The sequence below is a fragment of the Streptomyces caeni genome, assembly GCF_042678285.1.
In the GTDB taxonomy this organism is placed as follows: domain Bacteria; phylum Actinomycetota; class Actinomycetes; order Streptomycetales; family Streptomycetaceae; genus Streptomyces; species Streptomyces caeni.
Map to the genome: position 1 here is coordinate 1 of NZ_JBHUDX010000129.1, position 18,521 is coordinate 18,521.

General features: G+C 71.0%; 15 protein-coding genes. 3 read left to right on the forward strand and 12 right to left on the reverse strand.

All coding sequences use genetic code 11. The features are described from left to right. Positions 1-362: 362 nt before the first annotated feature. The gene (locus tag ACFSL4_RS35455) at positions 363-1,121 is read right to left on the reverse strand and encodes a TIGR03936 family radical SAM-associated protein (protein ID WP_381092019.1); all 759 of its coding nucleotides are present in this window, start codon (positions 1,119-1,121) and stop codon (positions 363-365) included. Between the two features lie 48 nt (positions 1,122-1,169). After that, positions 1,170-2,333 carry a hypothetical protein gene (locus tag ACFSL4_RS35460; protein ID WP_381092021.1) on the reverse strand — a complete coding sequence of 388 codons (1,164 nt, stop codon included), beginning with the start codon at positions 2,331-2,333 and terminating at the stop codon, positions 1,170-1,172. Positions 2,334-2,544: 211 nt separating this feature from the next. Here ACFSL4_RS35460 and ACFSL4_RS35465 point away from each other — a divergent pair, with 211 nt between their 5' ends. The 3 genes from ACFSL4_RS35465 to ACFSL4_RS35475 all read left to right on the forward strand — a co-directional run bounded on the left by ACFSL4_RS35465 (position 2,545) and on the right by ACFSL4_RS35475 (position 5,167). Then, entirely contained in the window at positions 2,545-3,876 is a 1,332-nt protein-coding gene (locus ACFSL4_RS35465) for a ferredoxin reductase family protein (protein WP_381092071.1), read from the forward strand. Positions 3,877-3,942: 66 nt separating this feature from the next. Then, positions 3,943-4,554: an FMN-binding protein gene (locus tag ACFSL4_RS35470; RefSeq protein WP_381092073.1), complete on the forward strand. Its 612-nt coding sequence runs from the start codon at positions 3,943-3,945 to the stop codon at positions 4,552-4,554. Positions 4,555-4,726: 172 nt separating this feature from the next. Beyond that, the gene (locus ACFSL4_RS35475; protein WP_381092022.1) at positions 4,727-5,167 is read left to right on the forward strand and encodes a hypothetical protein; all 441 of its coding nucleotides are present in this window, start codon (positions 4,727-4,729) and stop codon (positions 5,165-5,167) included. 162 nt (positions 5,168-5,329) lie between these two features. Here ACFSL4_RS35475 and ACFSL4_RS35480 read toward each other — a convergent pair whose 3' ends face one another. The 10 genes from ACFSL4_RS35480 to folC form a co-directional block, all read right to left on the reverse strand. Next, on the reverse strand, positions 5,330-7,279 hold the full coding sequence (locus ACFSL4_RS35480) for a TIGR03960 family B12-binding radical SAM protein (RefSeq protein ID WP_381092024.1): 1,950 nt from the start codon (positions 7,277-7,279) through the stop codon (positions 5,330-5,332). A gap of 123 nt (positions 7,280-7,402) precedes the next feature. Continuing rightward, positions 7,403-8,911 (reverse strand): CYTH and CHAD domain-containing protein, encoded by a 1,509-nt coding sequence (locus ACFSL4_RS35485; protein WP_381092026.1) that lies wholly within the window; start codon positions 8,909-8,911, stop codon positions 7,403-7,405. Positions 8,912-9,175: 264 nt separating this feature from the next. Continuing rightward, entirely contained in the window at positions 9,176-10,375 is a 1,200-nt protein-coding gene (rodA, locus tag ACFSL4_RS35490) for a rod shape-determining protein RodA (RefSeq protein ID WP_381092028.1), read from the reverse strand. Continuing rightward, complete coding sequence (mrdA, locus tag ACFSL4_RS35495) at positions 10,372-12,618, reverse strand: penicillin-binding protein 2 (RefSeq protein ID WP_381092030.1); 2,247 nt, start codon at positions 12,616-12,618, stop codon at positions 10,372-10,374. The genes rodA and mrdA overlap by 4 nt, the downstream gene beginning before the upstream one ends. 91 nt (positions 12,619-12,709) lie before the next feature. After that, complete coding sequence (gene mreD / locus ACFSL4_RS35500) at positions 12,710-13,378, reverse strand: rod shape-determining protein MreD (protein ID WP_381092031.1); 669 nt, start codon at positions 13,376-13,378, stop codon at positions 12,710-12,712. 12 nt (positions 13,379-13,390) lie between these two features. Beyond that, positions 13,391-14,341 carry a rod shape-determining protein MreC gene (gene mreC, locus ACFSL4_RS35505; RefSeq protein WP_381092034.1) on the reverse strand — a complete coding sequence of 317 codons (951 nt, stop codon included), beginning with the start codon at positions 14,339-14,341 and terminating at the stop codon, positions 13,391-13,393. Between the two features lie 208 nt (positions 14,342-14,549). Beyond that, entirely contained in the window at positions 14,550-15,569 is a 1,020-nt protein-coding gene (locus ACFSL4_RS35510; RefSeq protein WP_103845224.1) for a rod shape-determining protein, read from the reverse strand. Between the two features lie 344 nt (positions 15,570-15,913). Continuing rightward, positions 15,914-16,327, reverse strand: a complete 414-nt coding sequence (ndk, locus tag ACFSL4_RS35515; protein WP_381092036.1) for a nucleoside-diphosphate kinase — start codon at positions 16,325-16,327, stop codon at positions 15,914-15,916. A 153-nt stretch (positions 16,328-16,480) separates the two neighbouring features. Further along, positions 16,481-16,861, reverse strand: coding sequence for a DUF4233 domain-containing protein (locus ACFSL4_RS35520; RefSeq protein WP_381092038.1), 381 nt, complete (start codon positions 16,859-16,861; stop codon positions 16,481-16,483). A 6-nt stretch (positions 16,862-16,867) separates the two neighbouring features. Next, on the reverse strand, positions 16,868-18,415 hold the full coding sequence (gene folC / locus ACFSL4_RS35525; protein WP_381092040.1) for a bifunctional tetrahydrofolate synthase/dihydrofolate synthase: 1,548 nt from the start codon (positions 18,413-18,415) through the stop codon (positions 16,868-16,870). Between the last annotated feature and the right edge of the window lie 106 nt (positions 18,416-18,521).

An 18,521-nucleotide genomic window follows, 5' to 3' on the forward strand; every position in this document is an offset into this window, starting at 1 on the left:
GGCCGGCCGGCCGCGAGGCGACGCGGCGCCTGCGGCGCGGGGGCAGGGTGTCGCTGGGGGTGTTGTGTTCGGAACCCTCGATGGGTTCGGTCGGTTCGAGCATGCGGGCGTTTCTCCCGTCAGGCTCCCGGGCGCCGCGCCCGGTCCGGCATCGCCGGTGACGTCCGCGGCTCGCGCGTCGCGCGGTGCCGCCGTCCGGGGCGCGGGCGCCGCACGGGAGCTCTCTGTGTCCTGTCTCGCCGGTTCCGTACGCAATGTACGTACGGCCTGGCGAAAGTCTTCTGGTGGGTGCGCTGCCCGACCCAGGTGGCTCCCGAGTACGAGGGCGGCGCTACGACGTCCGTCCCTACGCGGGACCGTCCTTACTCCGGCGCCGTCGCGGCGGCGGATGCGGCGGCCATGGGTGGCTCCGTCGCCGCCGCCTCGCGGTCGGGCGCGAGCGGGTCGGTCACCGTGCCGGTCTCTTCATCGAGCAGCCCCTGCGCCAGCCTGGTCACCGCTGCGGGGACCGGCGGCGCCAGGTCGGCCACGGCGCGGAGACCGGACAGGACGTCGTCGGGTCGTACGGCAGGCGTCACGTGCCGAACAACCAGCCGCAGTATCGCACAGGGCTGGTCGGTCGGCCCATCACTGTGAGCTTCCAGACTCACGACCGCGGCGCGGGCGTCGAACGTGCGCACGCCGTTCTTGGTCAGTCGCTGCACGTCGACGGTCCCGGCCGCGTTGAAGGCCGCCACCGCGCGCTCTGCGTCCGCGAGGGCCACGCCGTTCAGGCGCAGGTCCCACACCGACGCGTCGAGCCGGTCGGCGAGCCCGGAGGTGCGGGCCTCGACCGCCTCGACGATGTCGAGCCCCGAGGGCAGCGACTCGTCGAGGAGCTCGCGCAGTGTGTCCGGATCGCGCGCCTGGGTGAGCGCGATCTCCAGATACTCCGCCTCACTGCCCGTGCCGGTGGGTGCGGCATTGGCGTACGACACCTTCGGATGCGGCGTGAACCCGGCCGAGTACGCCATCGGCACCTCGGCCCGGCGCAGCGCACGCTCGAAGGCGCGCTGGAAGTCACGGTGGCTGGTGAACCGGAGGCGGCCGCGCTTGGTGTAGCGCAGTCGGATGCGCTGCACCGCGGGTGCGGGCGGCGGGCCTTCGGGCTGTCGCTTGCCCAGTGTCGTTCAGTCCTTCGTGAGAGCGGTCGTACTGCTACCAAGAGTACGTGTCGCGGCGGCCTTCGGTTCCCGCCGGGAGACGGGCCGCGGCTCGCGGGCGGTGCCGAAGAGCATGCGGCGGACGTCGGACCGGGCCTGCCGCACGGACTCGCGCGCGAAGGCCAGCGCCTGCCGCGCGGCCCGGCCGGCGCTGCGCGCGGCCTCGGCGGCGGGCCGCAGCACCAGGTCGCGGACGACGTGCCCGACGGGCGTCAGGACCGTGCGGTACACCCACCGCACCGGTGCCACGAAGATCCACCGGAAGAGGGCGCCGAGGAAGCGTCCCACGGCGAGCGAGATGCGCCCGGCGATGCGCCAGGCGTGGCCGAGCGCGGCGCCGATCTCGCGGCCGACGGCCGCGAGGACATGTCCCACCGGGACGAGGATCCACCGCCACAGGGCGAGCGCGGGCAGCACGAGCAGGACGTGCACCAGCCGGCCGAGCCCGGCCCCGACGCCGGTGAGGAGCGCACGGGCGAGCCGCAGCAGGCCGCCGGCGAGCCAGGCGACGCCGTGTCCCAAGGGCGTCAGCACGCGCGCGTACAGCCAGGCGACGCCGTGCCCCAGGGGCGTCAGCACGCGCGCGTACAGCCACACCACCGGAATGACGACCAGATACCGCACAGACCGCACCACGCCCGCCCGCACCCCGCGCCCCACCACGGCGAGGAGCCGGCCCACTCCCCCGGCCAGCCGGGTCAGCGCATGCCCCAACGGCGTCAGCACGCGCGCGTACAGCCAGGCGACGCCGTGCCCCAACCACGTCAGCACGCGCGCGTACAGCCAGACGATGCCGCGCCCCACGGGCGTCAGCACACAGCGGTACAGCCACTGGGCCGGAACGACGACGAGAACGCGGCCCAGCCGGCCGAGCCCCTTGCCGAGCGGCACGAGGGCGTGGCGCCACAGCGTCACCCACGGCCATACGAGCACCGCCCACGCCGCCCACAGCAGGGCGCGGCCCGCCGGCCGCAGCACGGTGTCCCGCAGGAACCGCCCGCCGACGACCAGCGCGTCCCACACCATGCGCACGGGCACGACCAGGACGAGCACGACGATCCGCACCGGCAGACGGACGGCAACGGTGAGACATCCTTCGGCGTGCCGCTGTGACGGCTTCTCAAGCTCCATACCGGCTTAGACGCGCCGGCGGCCCGGACGGATGCAGTGGCGCGCCGTGCCGTCGCTCCCTGCACCGCCCTCCCCTCCCAGGGCACGGCGTCCAATTTCGGCCACTGATACGGAGGCGGCCGGTCCGTATAGGGTGCCTGCGCATCAGGCAAGGGGAAGGAAGGCCACCTTGACCACAATCCAGCACAGCCGGGCCGGACGACGGCAGGCCATGCGCCGCATCCGCCCGCGTCGTTCTCCCGCGATACCCCTGCTCGTGCTCGCCTGGGCCGGCGCGGCCGGCGTCCTGTGGCTGTGGTGGCATGACACCCCGGCCGTCGCCGCGACCACCGCCGACCGGCTCACCCACGCGGGCCGGATGACCGGACTCCTCGCCGGCTACGTCATCGCCCTGACCGTGGCGCAGATGGCGCGCGTCCCGGCCCTCGAACGCCGGGTGGGCTCGGACAGGGTGGCCCGCTGGCACGCGATGAGCGGCCGCTACGCGCTCTTCCTGACCCTCGCCCACGTCGTGCTGACCCTGTACGGGTACGCGCTCCAGGGGCACACGGGCATCGTGCCGCAGACGGTCTCCGTCGTGACCGGCTACCCGGAGATGGTCAAGGCGACGGCCGGCACCCTGCTCCTCCTGCTCGTCGGCTTCGTCTCCGTCGGTTTCGTACGGCGCCGCATGCGCTACGAGACCTGGTACTACCTCCACCTGCTCACCTATGCCGCGGTCTACCTCGCCTTCGGGCACCAACTGGCCACCGGCGGCGACTTCGTGGACAACGCCACCGCCCGCACGGCCTGGTACGCCCTGTACCTCACGGTCGGCGCCCTGGCCCTCTGGTACCGGGTGCTGGTCCCGGTGCGGCTCAACCTGCGGCACCGGATGCGGGTCGAGTCGGTGACACAGGAGGCACCGGGCGTGGTCTCCGTACTGATCCGGGGCAGACGGCTGCACCGGATGGGCGCGGAGGCCGGGCACTTCTTCCGCTGGCGGTTCCTGACGAAGGGGCTGCGCTGGACCGCGAACCCGTACTCGCTGTCGGCGCCGCCCCGCCCCGACCTGCTGCGCATCACCGTGAAGGCGGCCGGCGGACACAGCCGGGCGCTCGCGGGGCTGCGGCCCGGGACGCGGGTGTGGGCGGAGGGCCCCTACGGGGCGATGACGGCCGCCCGCCGCAGCCGCGGCAAGGTGCTGCTGCTGGCCGGTGGCGCGGGCATCACCCCGCTGCGGGCCCTGTTCGAGACCCTGCCGGGAAGGCCCGGCGACCTGACGCTGCTCTACCGGGCGCGCACGGCCGAAGACCTCGCGCTGCGGGCCGAGTTGGAGGAGATCGCGGACGCCCGCGGCGCCCGACTGCTGTACGCCGTCAACAAGGAGGACGGCCGGCGGCCCGCGATCACCGCGAAGCTGCTGCGCCGGATCCTGCCGGACATCGCCCAGCACGACGTGTATGTCTGCGGGCCGCCCGGCCTGGCCGACGAGTTCTACGGGGCGCTGTGCGAGGCGGGTGTCCCGGACCGCCGCATCCACCATGAGTCCTTCGAGTTCTGATGCCCCAAAACCCCGTGTGACCGATGTCGCTGTGACACCCACGACCGGGAGAACGCTGTGAGAACCATGAGAAGGAGCCATCCACTGCGGCAGATGGTGCTGGCCGGCGCCGTCACCGTCTCCACCGTGGTGCTGCTGCTGGCGCTCAAGCCCCACACGGATCCGGCGCTCACGCAGAGCGCCGCCGCGCCCACGGCCCAGGCCACGGTCGCCGCCTCACCGTCGGCCTCCACGTCCGCGTCCGCGTCCCCGTCCGCGTCCCCGTCCGCCTCACCGTCGAAGACGGCCGCGAAGCACACGGCATCCTCCCCGAAACCGTCGGCGTCGCACTCCACGACGGCCGCACCGGCGAAGACCAGCCGTACCCCGTCCGCCGCGAAGACCACCTCGGCCGCGCCCACGGCCCGCAGCGTCACCGGGGTCACGGCCCAGACGAAGTACGGTCCGGTCCAGGTACGGATCACCCTCACCGGCAGCAGGATCACCGGGGCGACCGCCGTCCAGTCCCCGTCGTCGGCACCGCGCAGCCAGGAGATCTCCTCCATGGCGATCCCCAAGCTGAACCAGGAGACCCTGGCGGCGCAGAGCGCGAACATCGACTCCGTCTCCGGCGCCACCTACACCAGCCAGGGCTACAAGCAGTCCCTGCAGAGCGCCCTCGACCGGGCCGGCGTCTGATCCCGCGCCGCGCCGACCACGCCACGCTTGTCTGTCCCTATGCTGCGCACACATCCAGACCGGCCGGGAGAGACCGTTGCAGGCGTTCACACTCACGTACATTCCAGAGCCGGGAGACCTGGCGGAAGCCTGTACCAGGTCGCCCTCCCTACGGCGGTCACGGAACCGGGCCGTGCGCAACGCGGCTTCGAGCGTGCTGGTCATGGCGCTGTTCGGAGCGATCGAGACGGCCGCCCCGGGAAAGGCGCCCGTCGCCGTCCTGATCCTGTTCCTGTCCGCGGGACTGCTGATGAAGTACATCCGAACCGTGGTCCTCCTCTCCACCCACTGGGGTGTGCGCCGCACGGCGCAAAAGGTGGGGGGCCGCTCCGAGGAGGCGAACCAGGTGCACGAGGCGACGGTCGCCGAGGACGGGGTGACCGTACGCGTGAACAAGAAGGCGTGTTCCTACGCGTGGGAGGCGTTCGGCGGGTTCGTGGAGACGGAGCGCCAGTTCATCCTGTGGGATCCCTCGGGCGAGCCGGTTTTCTCCCTGCCCAAACGGGGCTTCGCGGATCCGTCGCTGGTGCCGGTCTGCGGCCGGCTGGTCGCGGAGCGTCTGACGGCCGCCTGACCTTCGTAGCGATCGGCAGGCGCGTTCCGGCGTCTGCCGCCCCGTCCGGTGCCGCTGCCGGCGCGCACCGAGGCCCTTCGGGACAGCAGCCGCCTCCTCCTCGCCGCCGTCCCCCAGTGCCTCCACCACGCGCCGCAGCGCCTCACTCACCCGAGCACGGCCTCAACCGGTCGACTCGGACGTCTTGACCGTCAGCGGCAGCAGCTTCCTGCCGGTCGGTCCCACCTGGATATGGCTGTCCATGGCAGGGCACACCCCACAGTCGAAGCACGGCGTCCACCGGCAGTCCTCGACCTCCGTCTCGTCGAGGGCGTCCTGCCAGTCCTCCCAGAGCCAGTCCTTGTCGAGGCCGGAGTCGAGGTGGTCCCAGGGGAGGACCTCCTCGTAGGCGCGCTCGCGGGTCGTGTACCAGTCGACGTCCACTCCGTGCGGGGCCAGCGCCTTCTGGGCGCAGGTCATCCAGCGGTCGTAGGAGAAGTGCTCACGCCAGCCGTCGAAGCGGCCGCCGTCGTCGTGGACCGCGCGGATGACCGCGCCGACGCGGCGGTCGCCGCGCGACAGCAGGCCCTCGACGATGCCCGGCTTGCCGTCGTGGTAGCGGAAGCCGATCGAGCGGCCGTACTTCTTGTCGCCGCGGATCTTGTCGCGGAGCTTCTCCAGGCGGGCGTCGGTCTCCTCGGCGGAGAGCTGGGGCGCCCACTGGAAGGGGGTGTGGGGCTTGGGGACGAAGCCGCCGATCGATACCGTGCAGCGGATGTCGTTGGAGCCCGAGACCTCGCGGCCCTTCTGGATGACGTGCGTCGCCATGTCGGCGATCTGCAGAACGTCCTCGTCCGTCTCCGTCGGCAGGCCGCACATGAAGTACAGCTTCACCTGGCGCCAGCCGTTGCCGTAGGCCGTCGCCACGGTTCTGATCAGGTCCTCTTCCGAGACCATCTTGTTGATGACCCTGCGGATGCGTTCGGAGCCGCCCTCGGGGGCGAAGGTGAGGCCCGAGCGCCGGCCGTTGCGCGTCAGCTCGTTGGCCAGGTCGATGTTGAAGGCGTCCACGCGGGTGGACGGGAGCGAGAGGCCGATCTTGTCGTCCGTGTAGCGGTCCGCAAGGCCCTTGGCGATGTCCGTGATCTCCGAGTGGTCCGCGGACGAGAGGGACAGCAGGCCCACTTCCTCGAAGCCGGTCGCCTTCAGGCCCTTGTCCACCATCTCGCCGACGCCGGTGATCGAGCGCTCGCGCACCGGGCGCGTGATCATGCCGGCCTGGCAGAAGCGGCAGCCCCGTGTGCAGCCGCGGAAGATCTCGACGGACATGCGTTCGTGGACCGTCTCGGCCAGGGGGACCAGCGGCTGCTTGGGGTAGGGCCACTCGTCCAGGTCCATCACGGTGTGCTTGGACACGCGCCACGGCACGCCCGACCTGTTCGGTACGACGCGGCCGATGCGGCCGTCCGGAAGGTACTCCACGTCGTAGAACGCCGGGACGTACACCCCGCCGGTCCTCGCCAGGCGGAACAGCAGCTCGTCGCGGCCGCCCGGGCGTCCCTCCGACTTCCAGGCGCGGATGATCCCGGTGATCTCCAGCACCGCCTGCTCGCCGTCGCCGATGACCGCGCAGTCGATGAAGTCGGCGATCGGCTCGGGGTTGAAGGCCGCGTGCCCGCCGGCCATGACGATCGGGTCGTCGGGTCCTCGGTCCCCGGCCTCCAGGGGGATCCCGGCGAGGTCCAGCGCCGTCAGCATGTTCGTGTAGCCGAGCTCGGTGGAGAAGCTCAGGCCCAGGACGTCGAAGGCCCGCACCGGGCGGTGGCTGTCCACGGTGAACTGCGGGACGCCGTGCCGTCGCATCAGCGCCTCCAGGTCCGGCCACACGCTGTAGGTGCGCTCGGCCAGGACGCCGTCCTGCTCGTTGAGCACCTCGTAGAGGATCATGACGCCCTGGTTCGGCAGTCCGACCTCGTAGGCATCGGGGTACATGAGCGCCCAGCGGACGTCACAGGCGTCCCACGGCTTGACCGTGGAGTTGAGCTCTCCGCCGACGTACTGGATCGGCTTCTGCACATGCGGCAGCAGGGCTTCGAGCTGCGGGAACACCGACTCGGCGGCTTCGGCAGGCATCTCGCGACTTTCGTGAGCTGGACGGGAGGGAAAAGGACTGACAGGGAGGACCATCAAGCCTAACGCGATCGCGGGTCCCCTCCGGACGCCCGGAACGGCCGGCGGCCATCGCCGGGCGCCCGCTCAGAGTTCCGTGGCAGCCTCCACCGCCCGCCATGCCTCCGCCAGCGCCGCCTCGGTGGCCGCGGCGCGCTGTTCCTCCCGTCCGTACAGGACGCCGTAGGTGAACGCGCTCTCCCCCGCCGCATGCGCCTGGGCCGCCAGTTCGCACAGGGCGCCGCGGGCCATCACGCTGTCCTGGTGGTCACCGAGCAGGGTCTGCAGGGACTTCATGGACCTGACCATCGTCTCGGCCGGTCCGCCCAGCGCGGGGACGGCGGCCTCGGCCGCGTACCGGGCGCGCTTGGCCTTCTTGCGGGCCTCGTGTATCGCGACGTCCCGGTCGTGGCCGGGCGGCAGGTCCAGGGCCCGGCCGATCAGCGCGGCGACCTTCCGGTAGTCGTCGCGCACGGCCTCGGCGATCACCTTCGCGGGGTCGCCGGCGGCCGCCTTCCGCAGGGGCGGGGTGGCCACGAGGGTGTCCAGCGCGTCCAGCAGGTCCAGGTGGCGACCGCTGTCCAGGACGGCGATCAGCCCGCGCCGGGAGCCGCCGCGGCGCGCCTTCGACCAGGTGCGCAGGCGGTCGGGTACGGGGCCGGAGACCAGCGAGGGGGGCAGTTCGGACAGCGCGGTGGTGAGGTGCTCGGTGAGGACTTCCTGGTCGCGGTCGACGCCCAGTTCCCCGGCCAGCCACTTCAGTTCGCCGGCGATCGGACCGGTGGCCGTGCGGTCCAGGACCTTGCCGTAGGAGCGCAGGGTGCTGCGCAGCCGACGGGTGGCCACGCGCATGGCGTGGACGGAGTCGAAGACGTCGCGGCGCACCGCGGGGTCCAGTTCGACGATCGCGTCCCGCTGGGCGCGGACGTAGACGAGGACGTGGTCACCCGCGGTGACAGGCTGGGTGCGGGCGCCGACGGGGGCGGTCCTGGTGGGCCCTGCCGTCTCCTGGAGGGCCCTGGCCAGCTTGGAGGGGGCCGAGGAACGGCTCAGCCCCGCCTTGCGGAGCTTCTTGTCGACCCGGTCGAGGAAGGCGGGGTCGCCGCCGTCGGCGAGCTCGACCTCGATCTCGGTCCACTCGGCGGTGCCCGTGCCGCCGCTGAGCCGCTCGGCGCGGACCTGGTCGAGGCTGACCTCGGCGAGCAGGTCGCCGTCGGCGTCGACGAGGTGGCGGACGTCACGGGCGGAGCGCAGGCGTATGACGGGCAGGAGTTCGGCGCCGCGCACGCGGGAGCGGACGAGCGCGGACAGGGACCGGGGGACGGTGTCGGACAGCGGGGCACGGATCTCGTCGCGTACCCCGTCGGCGACGGGCAGTTTGAGGTGCCAGCCGGGATCGCCGCCGCCGGTACGGCGGCGCAGGGTCAGGTGGGCGCGGGCCAGTCGCTGGTCGGCCGTGTCGTAGTACGTGGCGTCGAGCTCGGCGACGCCCTTGTCGACGACGGCCACGACCCCGCGGACGGCGGTCAGGCCGGGAAGCGTGGCCCCGGCCGCCGCATCGTACTTCCGCTCGATTTCGCGCTTCGTGTCCACCATGGCCCGAATCTAGTCGCACGGGCGCCGGCAGGGCAGGGGCCTGATGGACCTGTGCGTCCCTCGGCCGGTGTCAGGGCGGCGGCTCGGGGCGGCCCTGTCCGGACGGCCGGTGGACTCCGGGTGAGGGAGTGCCTCCACGGCGCCGGCGGAGCCGCTCAAGGCCACGGCGCCGGCGGAGCCGCTCAGGGCCGGGGCGCCGGTGGGGGGCTCCCCGGCCGGTGGGGTGCGGGGCCGCAGGCGGCCGGGGCTCGCGCGCGGCGTGGCTCACGCCGAGATCGGCCGCTGTACCCTGATCGACTGCAGCAGCCCCACGGCCACCCAGACCGCGAACATCGAGGAGCCGCCGTAGCTGACGAAGGGCAGAGGCAGGCCCGCGACCGGCATGATGCCGAGGGTCATCCCGATGTTCTCGAAGGACTGGAAGGCGAACCAGGCGATGATCCCGGCGGCGACGATGGTGCCGTACAGCTCGGTCGTCTCCCGGGCGATGCGGCAGGCCCGCCACAAGAAGACCCCGAGCAGAACGATTATCAGCCCGGCGCCGATGAAGCCCAGTTCCTCACCCGCGACCGTGAACACGAAGTCGGTCTGCTGCTCGGGCACGAACTGGCCGGTGGTCTGCGAGCCGTGGAAGAGGCCCGCACCGGTCAGTCCGCCGGAGCCGATCGCGATGCGCGCCTGGTTGGTGTTGTAACCGACGCCCGCGGGGTCCAGGTCGGGGTTGGCGAAGGCGGCGAACCGGTTGATCTGGTACTCGTCCAGGATGTGCAGCTGCCATACGGCGACCGCGCCCAGGGCCCCCGCGCCGATCAGGCCGAACACCCACCGGTTGGAGGAACCCGAGGCGAGCAGCACGCCCAGCACGATGATCACCATGACCATGACCGAGCCGAGGTCGGGCATGAGCAGGACGATCAGTATGGGCACGGCGGCCAGCCCCAGGGCCTGCGCCACCGTGCGGTGGTCGGGGTACGGCTTGTCGCCCGCGTCGACGCGGGCGGCGAGCAGCATCGCCATGCCCAGGATGATCGTGATCTTGACGAACTCGGAGGGCTGGAGGGAGAAACCACCGCCGAACACGATCCACGCGTGCGCGCCGTTGACCGTCGCGCCGAGCGGGGTGAGCACCAGCAGGACCAGGAAGACCGAGATGCCGTACAGGATCGGCACGGCCGTGCGCAGGGTGCGGTGGCCGAGCCAGATCGTGCCGATCATCAGGGCGAACCCGATGCCGGTGTTCATCAGGTGCCGGAGGAGGAAGTAGTACGGGTCGCCCTGGTTGATCTCGGTGCGGTTGCGGGTCGCCGAGTAGACGAGCGCGGTGCCGATCAGGGACAGGGCCGTCGCCGACAGCAGTATCGGCCAGTCGAGGCGCCGGGCCAGGCCGTCGCGGGCGAAGACCCGCGTCCAGCGGGCCCGCTCGGGGCCGTACCCGGAGACGGAGAAGTTGTTCGCTCCGGTCACGTCAGGATCCTCCGCCTCTTGCGTCGGCGGGCCGGCTTGCGGCGGGTGCGGGTGCCGTCCGTGGGAGAGGGCGCCGTGGCCGGCGGGTTGTCGGTGGGCGTGCCCTGCTGGTCCTGCCCGCCCGCCTGTTCCGCGTTCGGGTCGTACTTCTCGATCTTCGGGGCGACGATCGAACCATCGGTCTTGATCTTGGGGAGGCCCTTCTGCGGGGTGGGCAGCAGCGCCTTCTTGGTGTCGATCGAGCCGTCGTCCTGGACGCCGTACAGCGCGTTGTAGATGTGGCGCACGGCCTCACCGGAGGCACCCGAACCGGTACCGGCCTGGGAGATGGTCATGACGACCGCGTAGTCCTTGCTGTAGGTGGCGAGCCACGACGTGGTCTGCTTGCCGTAGACCTCGGCGGTACCGGTCTTGGCGTGCAGCGGGATCTTGTCCTGCGGCCAGCCGCCGAACTTCCAGGCGGCGGTGCCTCGGGTGACGACGCCCGCGAGGGCCTGGTCCATGCCGTCCCGCGTCTTCTTGCTGATCGGCAGCCTTCCGTGCGACTTGGGCCTGATCTCGGTGATCTTCTTGCCGTCCGGGCTGACGATCGCCTTGCCGATGGTGGGGTTCCACATGGTGCCGCCGTTGGAGATCGCTGAGTAGATGACGGCCTCCTGGATCGGGGTCAGGAGCGTGTCGCCCTGGCCGATGGAGTAGTTGATCTCGTCACCGGCACGCATCCTGTTGCCCTCGAGGCAGTTCTCGTAGGCGATCTTCTGGACGTAGTCTCCGTCCTTCTTGCCGGTCTTGCACCAGTAGTCCTTGTTGGCCTTCCAGAAGTCCTGCTTCCACTGGCGGTCGGGGACGCGCCCGGAGACCTCGTTGGGCAGATCGATGCCGGTGGTCTTGCCGAGGCCGAACTGGTGGGCGGCCTTGAAGAAGTAGTCGCCGGGCTTCTTCTTCGGCTTCATCCCGCCGTCCCTCAGCCACTCCTTGTGGGCGAGGCCGTAGAACACGGTGTCGCAGGAGACCTCCAGGGCGCGACCGAGCGAGATCGGGCCGAAGTTCTCGCCCTCGAAGTTCTTGAAGACCTGGCCGCCCACCGAGTACGAACTGGTGCACGGGTACCTGCCGTCGAAGTCGTAGCCGGCCTCGACCGCGGCGGCCGTGGAGACCACCTTGAAGGTGGAGCCGGGCGCCGACTGCCCCTGGATGGCCCGGTTGAGCAGTGGGTAGTTGGAGCCCTTGCCGGTGAGCTTCTTGTAGTCCTTGGCGGAGATGCCGCCGACCCAGACGTTCGGGTCGTACGTCGGGGCGGACGCCATCGCGACGATACGGCCCGTCTTGGCCTCCATGACCACGACGGCGCCGGAGTCCGCCTTGTAGTTCTCACCGGTGATGCTGTCGAACTGGGCGCGGGCGGTCTTCATCGCCGCGTCCAGCTCGTACTCGGCGACCCGCTGCACACGGGCGTCGATGCTGGTGACGAGGTTGGAGCCGGGCTCGGCGGCGTCGCTCTTGGCCTTGCCGATGACGCGGCCGAGGTTGTCGACCTCGTAGCGGGTGACGCCGGCCTTGCCGCGCAGCGCCTTGTCGTACTGGCGCTCCAGTCCGGAACGGCCCACCTGGTCGGAGCGCAGATACGGGGAGTCGGTGTCCTTGGCCTGCTGGATCTCGCCGTCGGTGACGGGCGAGAGGTAGCCGAGGACCTGGGCGGTGTTGGACTCGCCGGGCCCCGGGTAACGGCGGACGGCCTCGGGCTCGGCGGTGATGCCGGGGAAGTCCTCGGAGCGCTCGCGGATCTGCAGGGCCTGCTTGGGGGTGGCCTCGTCGGTGATGGGGATGGGCTGGTACGGGGAGCCGTTCCAGCAGGGCTGCGGCGTCTTGGCGTCGCAGAGGCGGACCTTGTCCATGACGTCCTTGGGCTTCATGCCCAGGACGCCCGCCAGCTTGGTGAGGACCGCCTTGCCGTCGTCCTCCATCTTGAGCAGGTCGGTACGGGACGCGGAGACCACGAGCCGGGTCTCGTTGTCCGCGAGCGGGATCCCGCGCGCGTCCAGGATCTCGCCGCGCACAGCGGGCTGGACGACCTGCTGGACGTGGTTGCCCGACGCCTCCTTGGCGTACTCCGCGCCGTTGCGGATCTGGAGGTACCACAGCCGGCCGCCGAGCGTGCCGAGGAGCGACAGGACGAGGATCTGAAGGACGGCGAGCCGGATCTGGACGCGTGGCGTCCGTCCGGTCTCCGGAATGTTGGTCATGGGCGAGGCCCATTCTTCAGAAGGGTGGTGGTGGGAGACGGGTACGAGTACACGACCAGCCTGTGTGACGGGGAGGCCGCCTGCCGGACGGTCACAGCCGCTTGACCCCCTTGATGCGCCCGGCGCGGGCCACCCGCGCCCTGGCCGCCCTGACGCGCAGTACGCCGCGCTGGCTGCCGATGCGCAGTCCGGTCCCGGAGGAGAGCCAGCCGGAGGAGACGTCCGCCGCCTTGGTGGAGTTGGTCTCGGCGAGCGGGTCGTTCTCGGCGCGGCGGGCCAGCGCCATGATCCCGGGCACCACGAACGGCGCGAGCAGCAGGTCGTACACGGCGGCCGTGAACAGCAGTCCGGCCAGGCCGACATGACGGGCCGCCGTGTCGCCGACGAGCGCGCCCACGCTCGCGTACAGCAGCGTCGAGCCGACCGCGGCGGCGACCACCACCGCCATCGGGCCGGTCGCGGACTTCAGGCGGCCGTGGTCCGGTCTGAAGAGCCCGACGACATAGCCGATGACGCACAGCACGAGGGCGTAGCGGCCGGCGGCGTGGTCGGCGGGCGGGGCGAGGTCGGACAGCAGTCCGGCGCCGAAGCCGATGAGGCAGCCCCCGACGTGCCCGTAGACCAGGGCGAAGGCGACGACGGTCAGCAGCACCAGGTCGGGGACGGCACCGGGCAGATGGAGGCGGGCGAGGACGCTCACCTGGATCACCAGGGCGACGATCACCAGGGTGGTGGCGAGCAGCATCCGGTTGAAGCGCATCTGTTTCAGCTCCTAGGGCATCTGCTGCTGGCCGTCGGCGGGGTTCACCGCGGAGTCCGAGGGCGTGACGGTGACGGTCACGGTCGGTGTCGGCTTCGGAACGGGTTTCGGGGGCAGGACGGTGTCGCGCGGATCCTTCTTCGGCGCCGTGACGACGACGCCGACGATGTCGAGCTTGCTGAAGGACACGAACGGCCGCACATAGACCGTGCGGGTCAGACCGCCGCCGGACGGGTCGACGCGCAGGACCACACCGACGGGGACACCGGGCACGAACGGCCGGTCCGCCTGCGAGCCGAAGGTGACCAGGCGGTCGCCCTTCTTCACGTCGGCCTTGCCGTTGAGGAGCTGGACGCGCAGCGGACGGTCGCCCTGCCCGGAGGCGAAGCCGAGTTCGTCGCTGCTCTCCATCCGCGTGCCCACGGTGAAGTCGGGGTCGTTGGCCAGCAGCACCGTCGAGGTGTCGGGGCCGACGGTGGTGACACGGCCGACCAGCCCGTCGCCGTTGAGGACGGTCATGTCGCGCCGGATTCCGTCGTTGGCGCCCACGTCGATGGTGACGGTCCAGGAGAAACCCTGGGCCGCTCCTATGGCGATGACCTCGGCGCCCTTGATCCCGTACTGGCCCTCGCCCGCCACCCGGATCATCTTGTCGAGTTGCTTGAGGCGGCTGCGGTTGCGGTCGTCGCTGCCCAGTTTCGCCTTCAATGCGGCGTTGTCGCGCTCCAGTTGGGCGACGCGGTCATGCCGGCTGCCGGAGTCGCGTACGGCCGCGATCGCGTTGCCGACGGGGCTGACGGCGGACGACACCCCGTTCTCGATCGGGCCGAAGACCGTGGCAGCGGCCTGGCGGGCACCTTCGACCGGTGAGTCCTGGCCACCGCGGATGTCCACCGTGATCAGAGCGAACGCGATGGCGATCAGCAGCACCAGGAGCAGCCGGCTTTCTCGTGTGTCCCTCACGTGCGGCGGCCGTGCCTTCCTCGTCGGAATGTATGGGGCGGGCGGTCCGGGGATGCGGTGCCGAGTGGGCACGAACTCACCGGGCAATACCTGGCGGGCACGACCCGGTGGGCACAACCCCGGGGTTTTCGGGGGAGCTTATGCCTCTATATCAACGATCCGCCGCACGAGAGGCGATCGTCTCGTACGGCGGAATCGACGCGTCGCGTCATCTGCGGGGCTGGGCGTCCAGCACCTGCTGGAGCGCCTCGAACTCCTCGACACACTTGCCGGAGCCGAGCGCCACGCTGTCCAGCGGATCCTCGGCGATGTGGATCGGCATGCCGGTCTCCCGCCGCAGCCGCTCGTCCAGCCCGCGCAGCAGGGCACCGCCGCCGGTGAGGACGATCCCGCGGTCCATGACATCACCGGACAGCTCCGGCGGGCACTTGTCCAGGGTCGTCTTGACCGCGTCCACGATCGCGTTGACCGGTTCCTCGATGGCCTTGCGCACCTCGGCCGCCGAGATGACCACGGTCTTGGGCAGTCCGGAGACCAGGTCCCGGCCGCGGATTTCGGTGTGCTCGTCGGTGTCGAGGTCGTACGCCGAACCGATCGTGATCTTGATCTGCTCGGCCGTCCGCTCACCGAGGAGGAGCGAGTACTCCTTCTTGACGTACTGGATGATCGCGTTGTCCAGTTCGTCGCCCGCGACGCGGATGGACTGGGCGGTGACGATGCCGCCGAGCGAGATGACCGCGACCTCCGTGGTGCCGCCGCCGATGTCCACCACCATGTTGCCCGTGGCCTCGTGGACCGGCAGACCGGAGCCGATGGCCGCGGCCATGGGCTCCTCGATGATGTGCACCTGGCGGGCGCCCGCCTGGGACGACGCCTCGATGACGGCGCGGCGCTCGACGCCGGTGATGCCGGAGGGCACGCAGACCACGACCCTCGGGCGAGCCAGATACCGCCGCTTGTGGATCTTCAGGATGAAGTAGCGGAGCATCCGCTCGGTGATCTCGAAGTCGGCGATCACGCCGTCCTTCAAGGGGCGCACGGCGACGATGTTGCCCGGTGTCCGGCCGATCATCTTCTTCGCTTCCGCGCCGACCGCGAGGATGCCACCGGTGTTGGTGTTGATCGCGACGACGGACGGCTCGTTGAGTACGATCCCGCGACCCCTGACGTACACCAGCGTGTTGGCGGTCCCGAGGTCGACAGCCATGTCACGGCCGATGAACGACATTGAGTTCCCCATCAGGATTCGTCTGGCCTTCCCAAGTGGAGCGTTTGATGGCTTTTGTTGGGGTGGCGAAGTGGCTGCTGTGACGTGAAGGCTTACATCGTAGTCACGCCTGCACGAACACGGTGCGAGGGTCTTCGCCATTGTCAGCAGATGACGTGCCGCCTCGCTTCTGGAGACGGTCGTTCGGGGGTAGCCGTTCCCCCGAACGGCACGCATATGCCGGACAATGGCCGGGTTTTCACAGCGGATGGTACGGCAGCCTCCCGATCAGGCATCCGGGTGACATGACGGCCTATCACCAGCCGCGTGCGCATCGAGGCCGGGAATTCACCCTCCGGCCATGCTCAGAAGCGGCCGGGAAAGAAGATCTTCAACTCGCGTTCGGCGGATTCCTCGGAGTCGGAGGCGTGGATGAGGTTCTCCCGCACGATCACCCCGTAGTCCCCGCGGATGGAGCCGGGGGCGGCGGCGATCGGGTCGGTCGGGCCGGCCAGCGCCCGCAGGCCCTCGATGACCCGCTCACCCTCCACGACGAGCGCGACCACCGGGCCGGAGGCCATGAACTCCACCAGCGGCTCGTAGAAGGGCTTGCCCTTGTGCTCGCCGTAGTGCTGCTCCAGCGTGTCCTGGTCCAGGGTGCGCAGCTCCAGCGCGCTGATGCTCCAGCCGGCCTTGCGCTCGATGCGGCTGATGATCTCGCCGATCAGCCCGCGACGGACGGCGTCGGGCTTGAGGAGGACAAGGGTGCGCTGGCTCACGGGGGTGGCTCCTTACGGGTCACGTGGTGCGGTGCGTAGAGGTTACAGGGCCGGTCGGGGTGGACGTCACGCAGCGTCAGGCGCCCTGGGGCGGGCGGCCGCACTCCGGGGCTCCGCCGCTGGAGACGCCGCCCAGCCGCGGCGGCCCCGTCTCTACCCGCCAGTGGGGCCTTCGTGCGCCTGGGCCGGGCTGCTCCCCTCGCCCTGCGCCGCCGCGAAGCGGGCCTTGGCCTCGTCGATCTTCCGCCCGTAGTGCACCGACGCCCACCACAGCGCCGCGAAGACCGCGCCGAGGAAGAACATCGTCGGCACGAAGAACCCGGACGCGATCAGCGCGATCTGCAGCGCCCAGCCCAGCTGGACACCACCGGGACGGGTGATGAGGCCGCACAGCACCAGGCTGAGGGCCATGGCGATGCCGCTGACCGTCCAGACCGTGCCCGTGGACAGCCCCGGGTCCTTCATGGCGACCAGGCCGGCGAAGCCGATGACGAAGAACTCGCCGATCAGGGTCGAAGCACACAGCGTACGCACGGAACGTCAGCCCTTCCCCAGGAGGAGTCGGGCCTCGCCGACGGTGATGACGGATCCGGTGACGAGGACGCCCGCGCCCGCGTACTCCCCCTGCTCCTCGGCCAGCGTGATCGCCGCCTCCAGGGCGTCGGGCAGCCGCGGCTCGACCTGGACGCGCTCCTCGCCGAACACCTCCACGGCGATCGCGGCCAGCACGTCGGCGTCCATGGCACGGTGGCTGGAGTTCTGGGTGATCACGACCTCGGCGAAGACCGGCTCGAACGCCTCCAGCAGGCCCCGTACGTTCTTGTCGCCGCTGACGCCGACGACCCCGATCAGGCGGCTGAAGTCGAACGCCTCGCTCAGCGCGTCCGCGGTGGCGCGGGCCCCCGCCGGATTGTGGGCGGCGTCCAGGACGACGGTCGGGGAGCGCCGCACGACCTCCAGGCGGCCCGGGGACGACACCGACGCGAAGGCCCTGCGGACGGTGTCGCCGTCCAGCGGCCCGGGCCGCTGGGAGCCCACACCGAAGAACGCCTCGACCGCCGCGAGCGCCACGGCCGCGTTGTGGGCCTGGTAGGCGCCGTGCAGCGGCAGGTACACCTCGCCGTACTCACCGCCGAGGCCCCGGAGCGTGAGGAGCTGGCCGCCGACCGCCACCTCCCGGGAGACGACCCCGAACTCCAGGCCCTCCCGGGCCACCGTCGCGTCCACCTCGACGGCCTTCTTCAGCAGCACCTGGGCCGCGTCCACGGGCTGCTGGGCCATGATCACGGTGGCGTCCTGCTTGACGATGCCGGCCTTCTCCCGGGCGATCTCGCCGGGCGTGGAGCCCAGCCGGTCGGTGTGGTCCAGGTCGATCGGGGTGACGACGGCGACGCCCGCGTCGATGACGTTCGTTGCGTCCCAGCTGCCGCCCATGCCGACCTCGACGACCGCGACGTCGACGGGCGCGTCCGCGAAGGCCGCGTACGCCATGCCCGTGAGCACCTCGAAGAAGGACAGCCGGTACTCCTGGCTCGCGTCGACCATGTCGATGTACGGCTTGATGTCCCGGTACGTCTCGATGAAGCGCTCGGCGGAGACGGGGGCGCCGTCCAGGCTGATCCGCTCGGTGATCGACTGGACGTGCGGGCTGGTGTACCGCCCGGTGCGCAGTTCGAAGGCGCCGAGGAGGGCCTCGACCATACGGGCGGTGGAGGTCTTGCCGTTGGTCCCCGTGATGTGGATGGACGGATACGACCGCTGCGGCTCCCCCAGGACGTCCATCAGCGCCGAGATGCGGCTGACGGACGGCTCCAGCTTGGTCTCGCCCCAGCGGGTGGCCAGCTCGGCCTCGACCTCCCTCAGCGCCCTGTCGGCCTCGGGGTCGGCGGGCCGGGCGGGCACCTCGGCCTGCGGCGGCCCGCCCTGCGCGCGCAGGGTACGGCTGCCGGCCTCGATCACCGCGAGATCGGGGGTTGGGGTCTCCCCTGCTCGAACGGAGTTGAGAGCCTGGGGAAGGCCGGTCTCGGTCGCGACGATCTCCTCGAAGGGATCGCTCTCGTTGGGGTCGTTCGGGGGCAGGTCACTCACAAGGCCAGTCTACGGAGCACCGGCGACAGTCGTGGCCGCGGGCACGGGGCCGCGACGCCGCGGCCCCGGAAGCACGCCGCCGCCCGGGGCCCGGCCGGCGCAGGAA

Coding starts and splice junctions, on each gene's coding strand:
- ACFSL4_RS35510 (WP_103845224.1), bottom strand. CDS start 15,569: ATGTCGTTCATCGGCCGTGACATGGCTGTCGACCTCGGGACCGCCAAC.
- ACFSL4_RS35480 (WP_381092024.1), bottom strand. CDS start 7,279: ATGCCTGCCGAAGCCGCCGAGTCGGTGTTCCCGCAGCTCGAAGCCCTG.
- ACFSL4_RS35470 (WP_381092073.1), top strand. CDS start 3,943: ATGAGAAGGAGCCATCCACTGCGGCAGATGGTGCTGGCCGGCGCCGTC.
- ACFSL4_RS35485 (WP_381092026.1), bottom strand. CDS start 8,911: ATGGTGGACACGAAGCGCGAAATCGAGCGGAAGTACGATGCGGCGGCC.
- mreD (WP_381092031.1), bottom strand. CDS start 13,378: ATGCGCTTCAACCGGATGCTGCTCGCCACCACCCTGGTGATCGTCGCC.
- ACFSL4_RS35465 (WP_381092071.1), top strand. CDS start 2,545: ATGCGCCGCATCCGCCCGCGTCGTTCTCCCGCGATACCCCTGCTCGTG.
- mrdA (WP_381092030.1), bottom strand. CDS start 12,618: ATGACCAACATTCCGGAGACCGGACGGACGCCACGCGTCCAGATCCGG.
- ACFSL4_RS35460 (WP_381092021.1), bottom strand. CDS start 2,333: ATGGAGCTTGAGAAGCCGTCACAGCGGCACGCCGAAGGATGTCTCACC.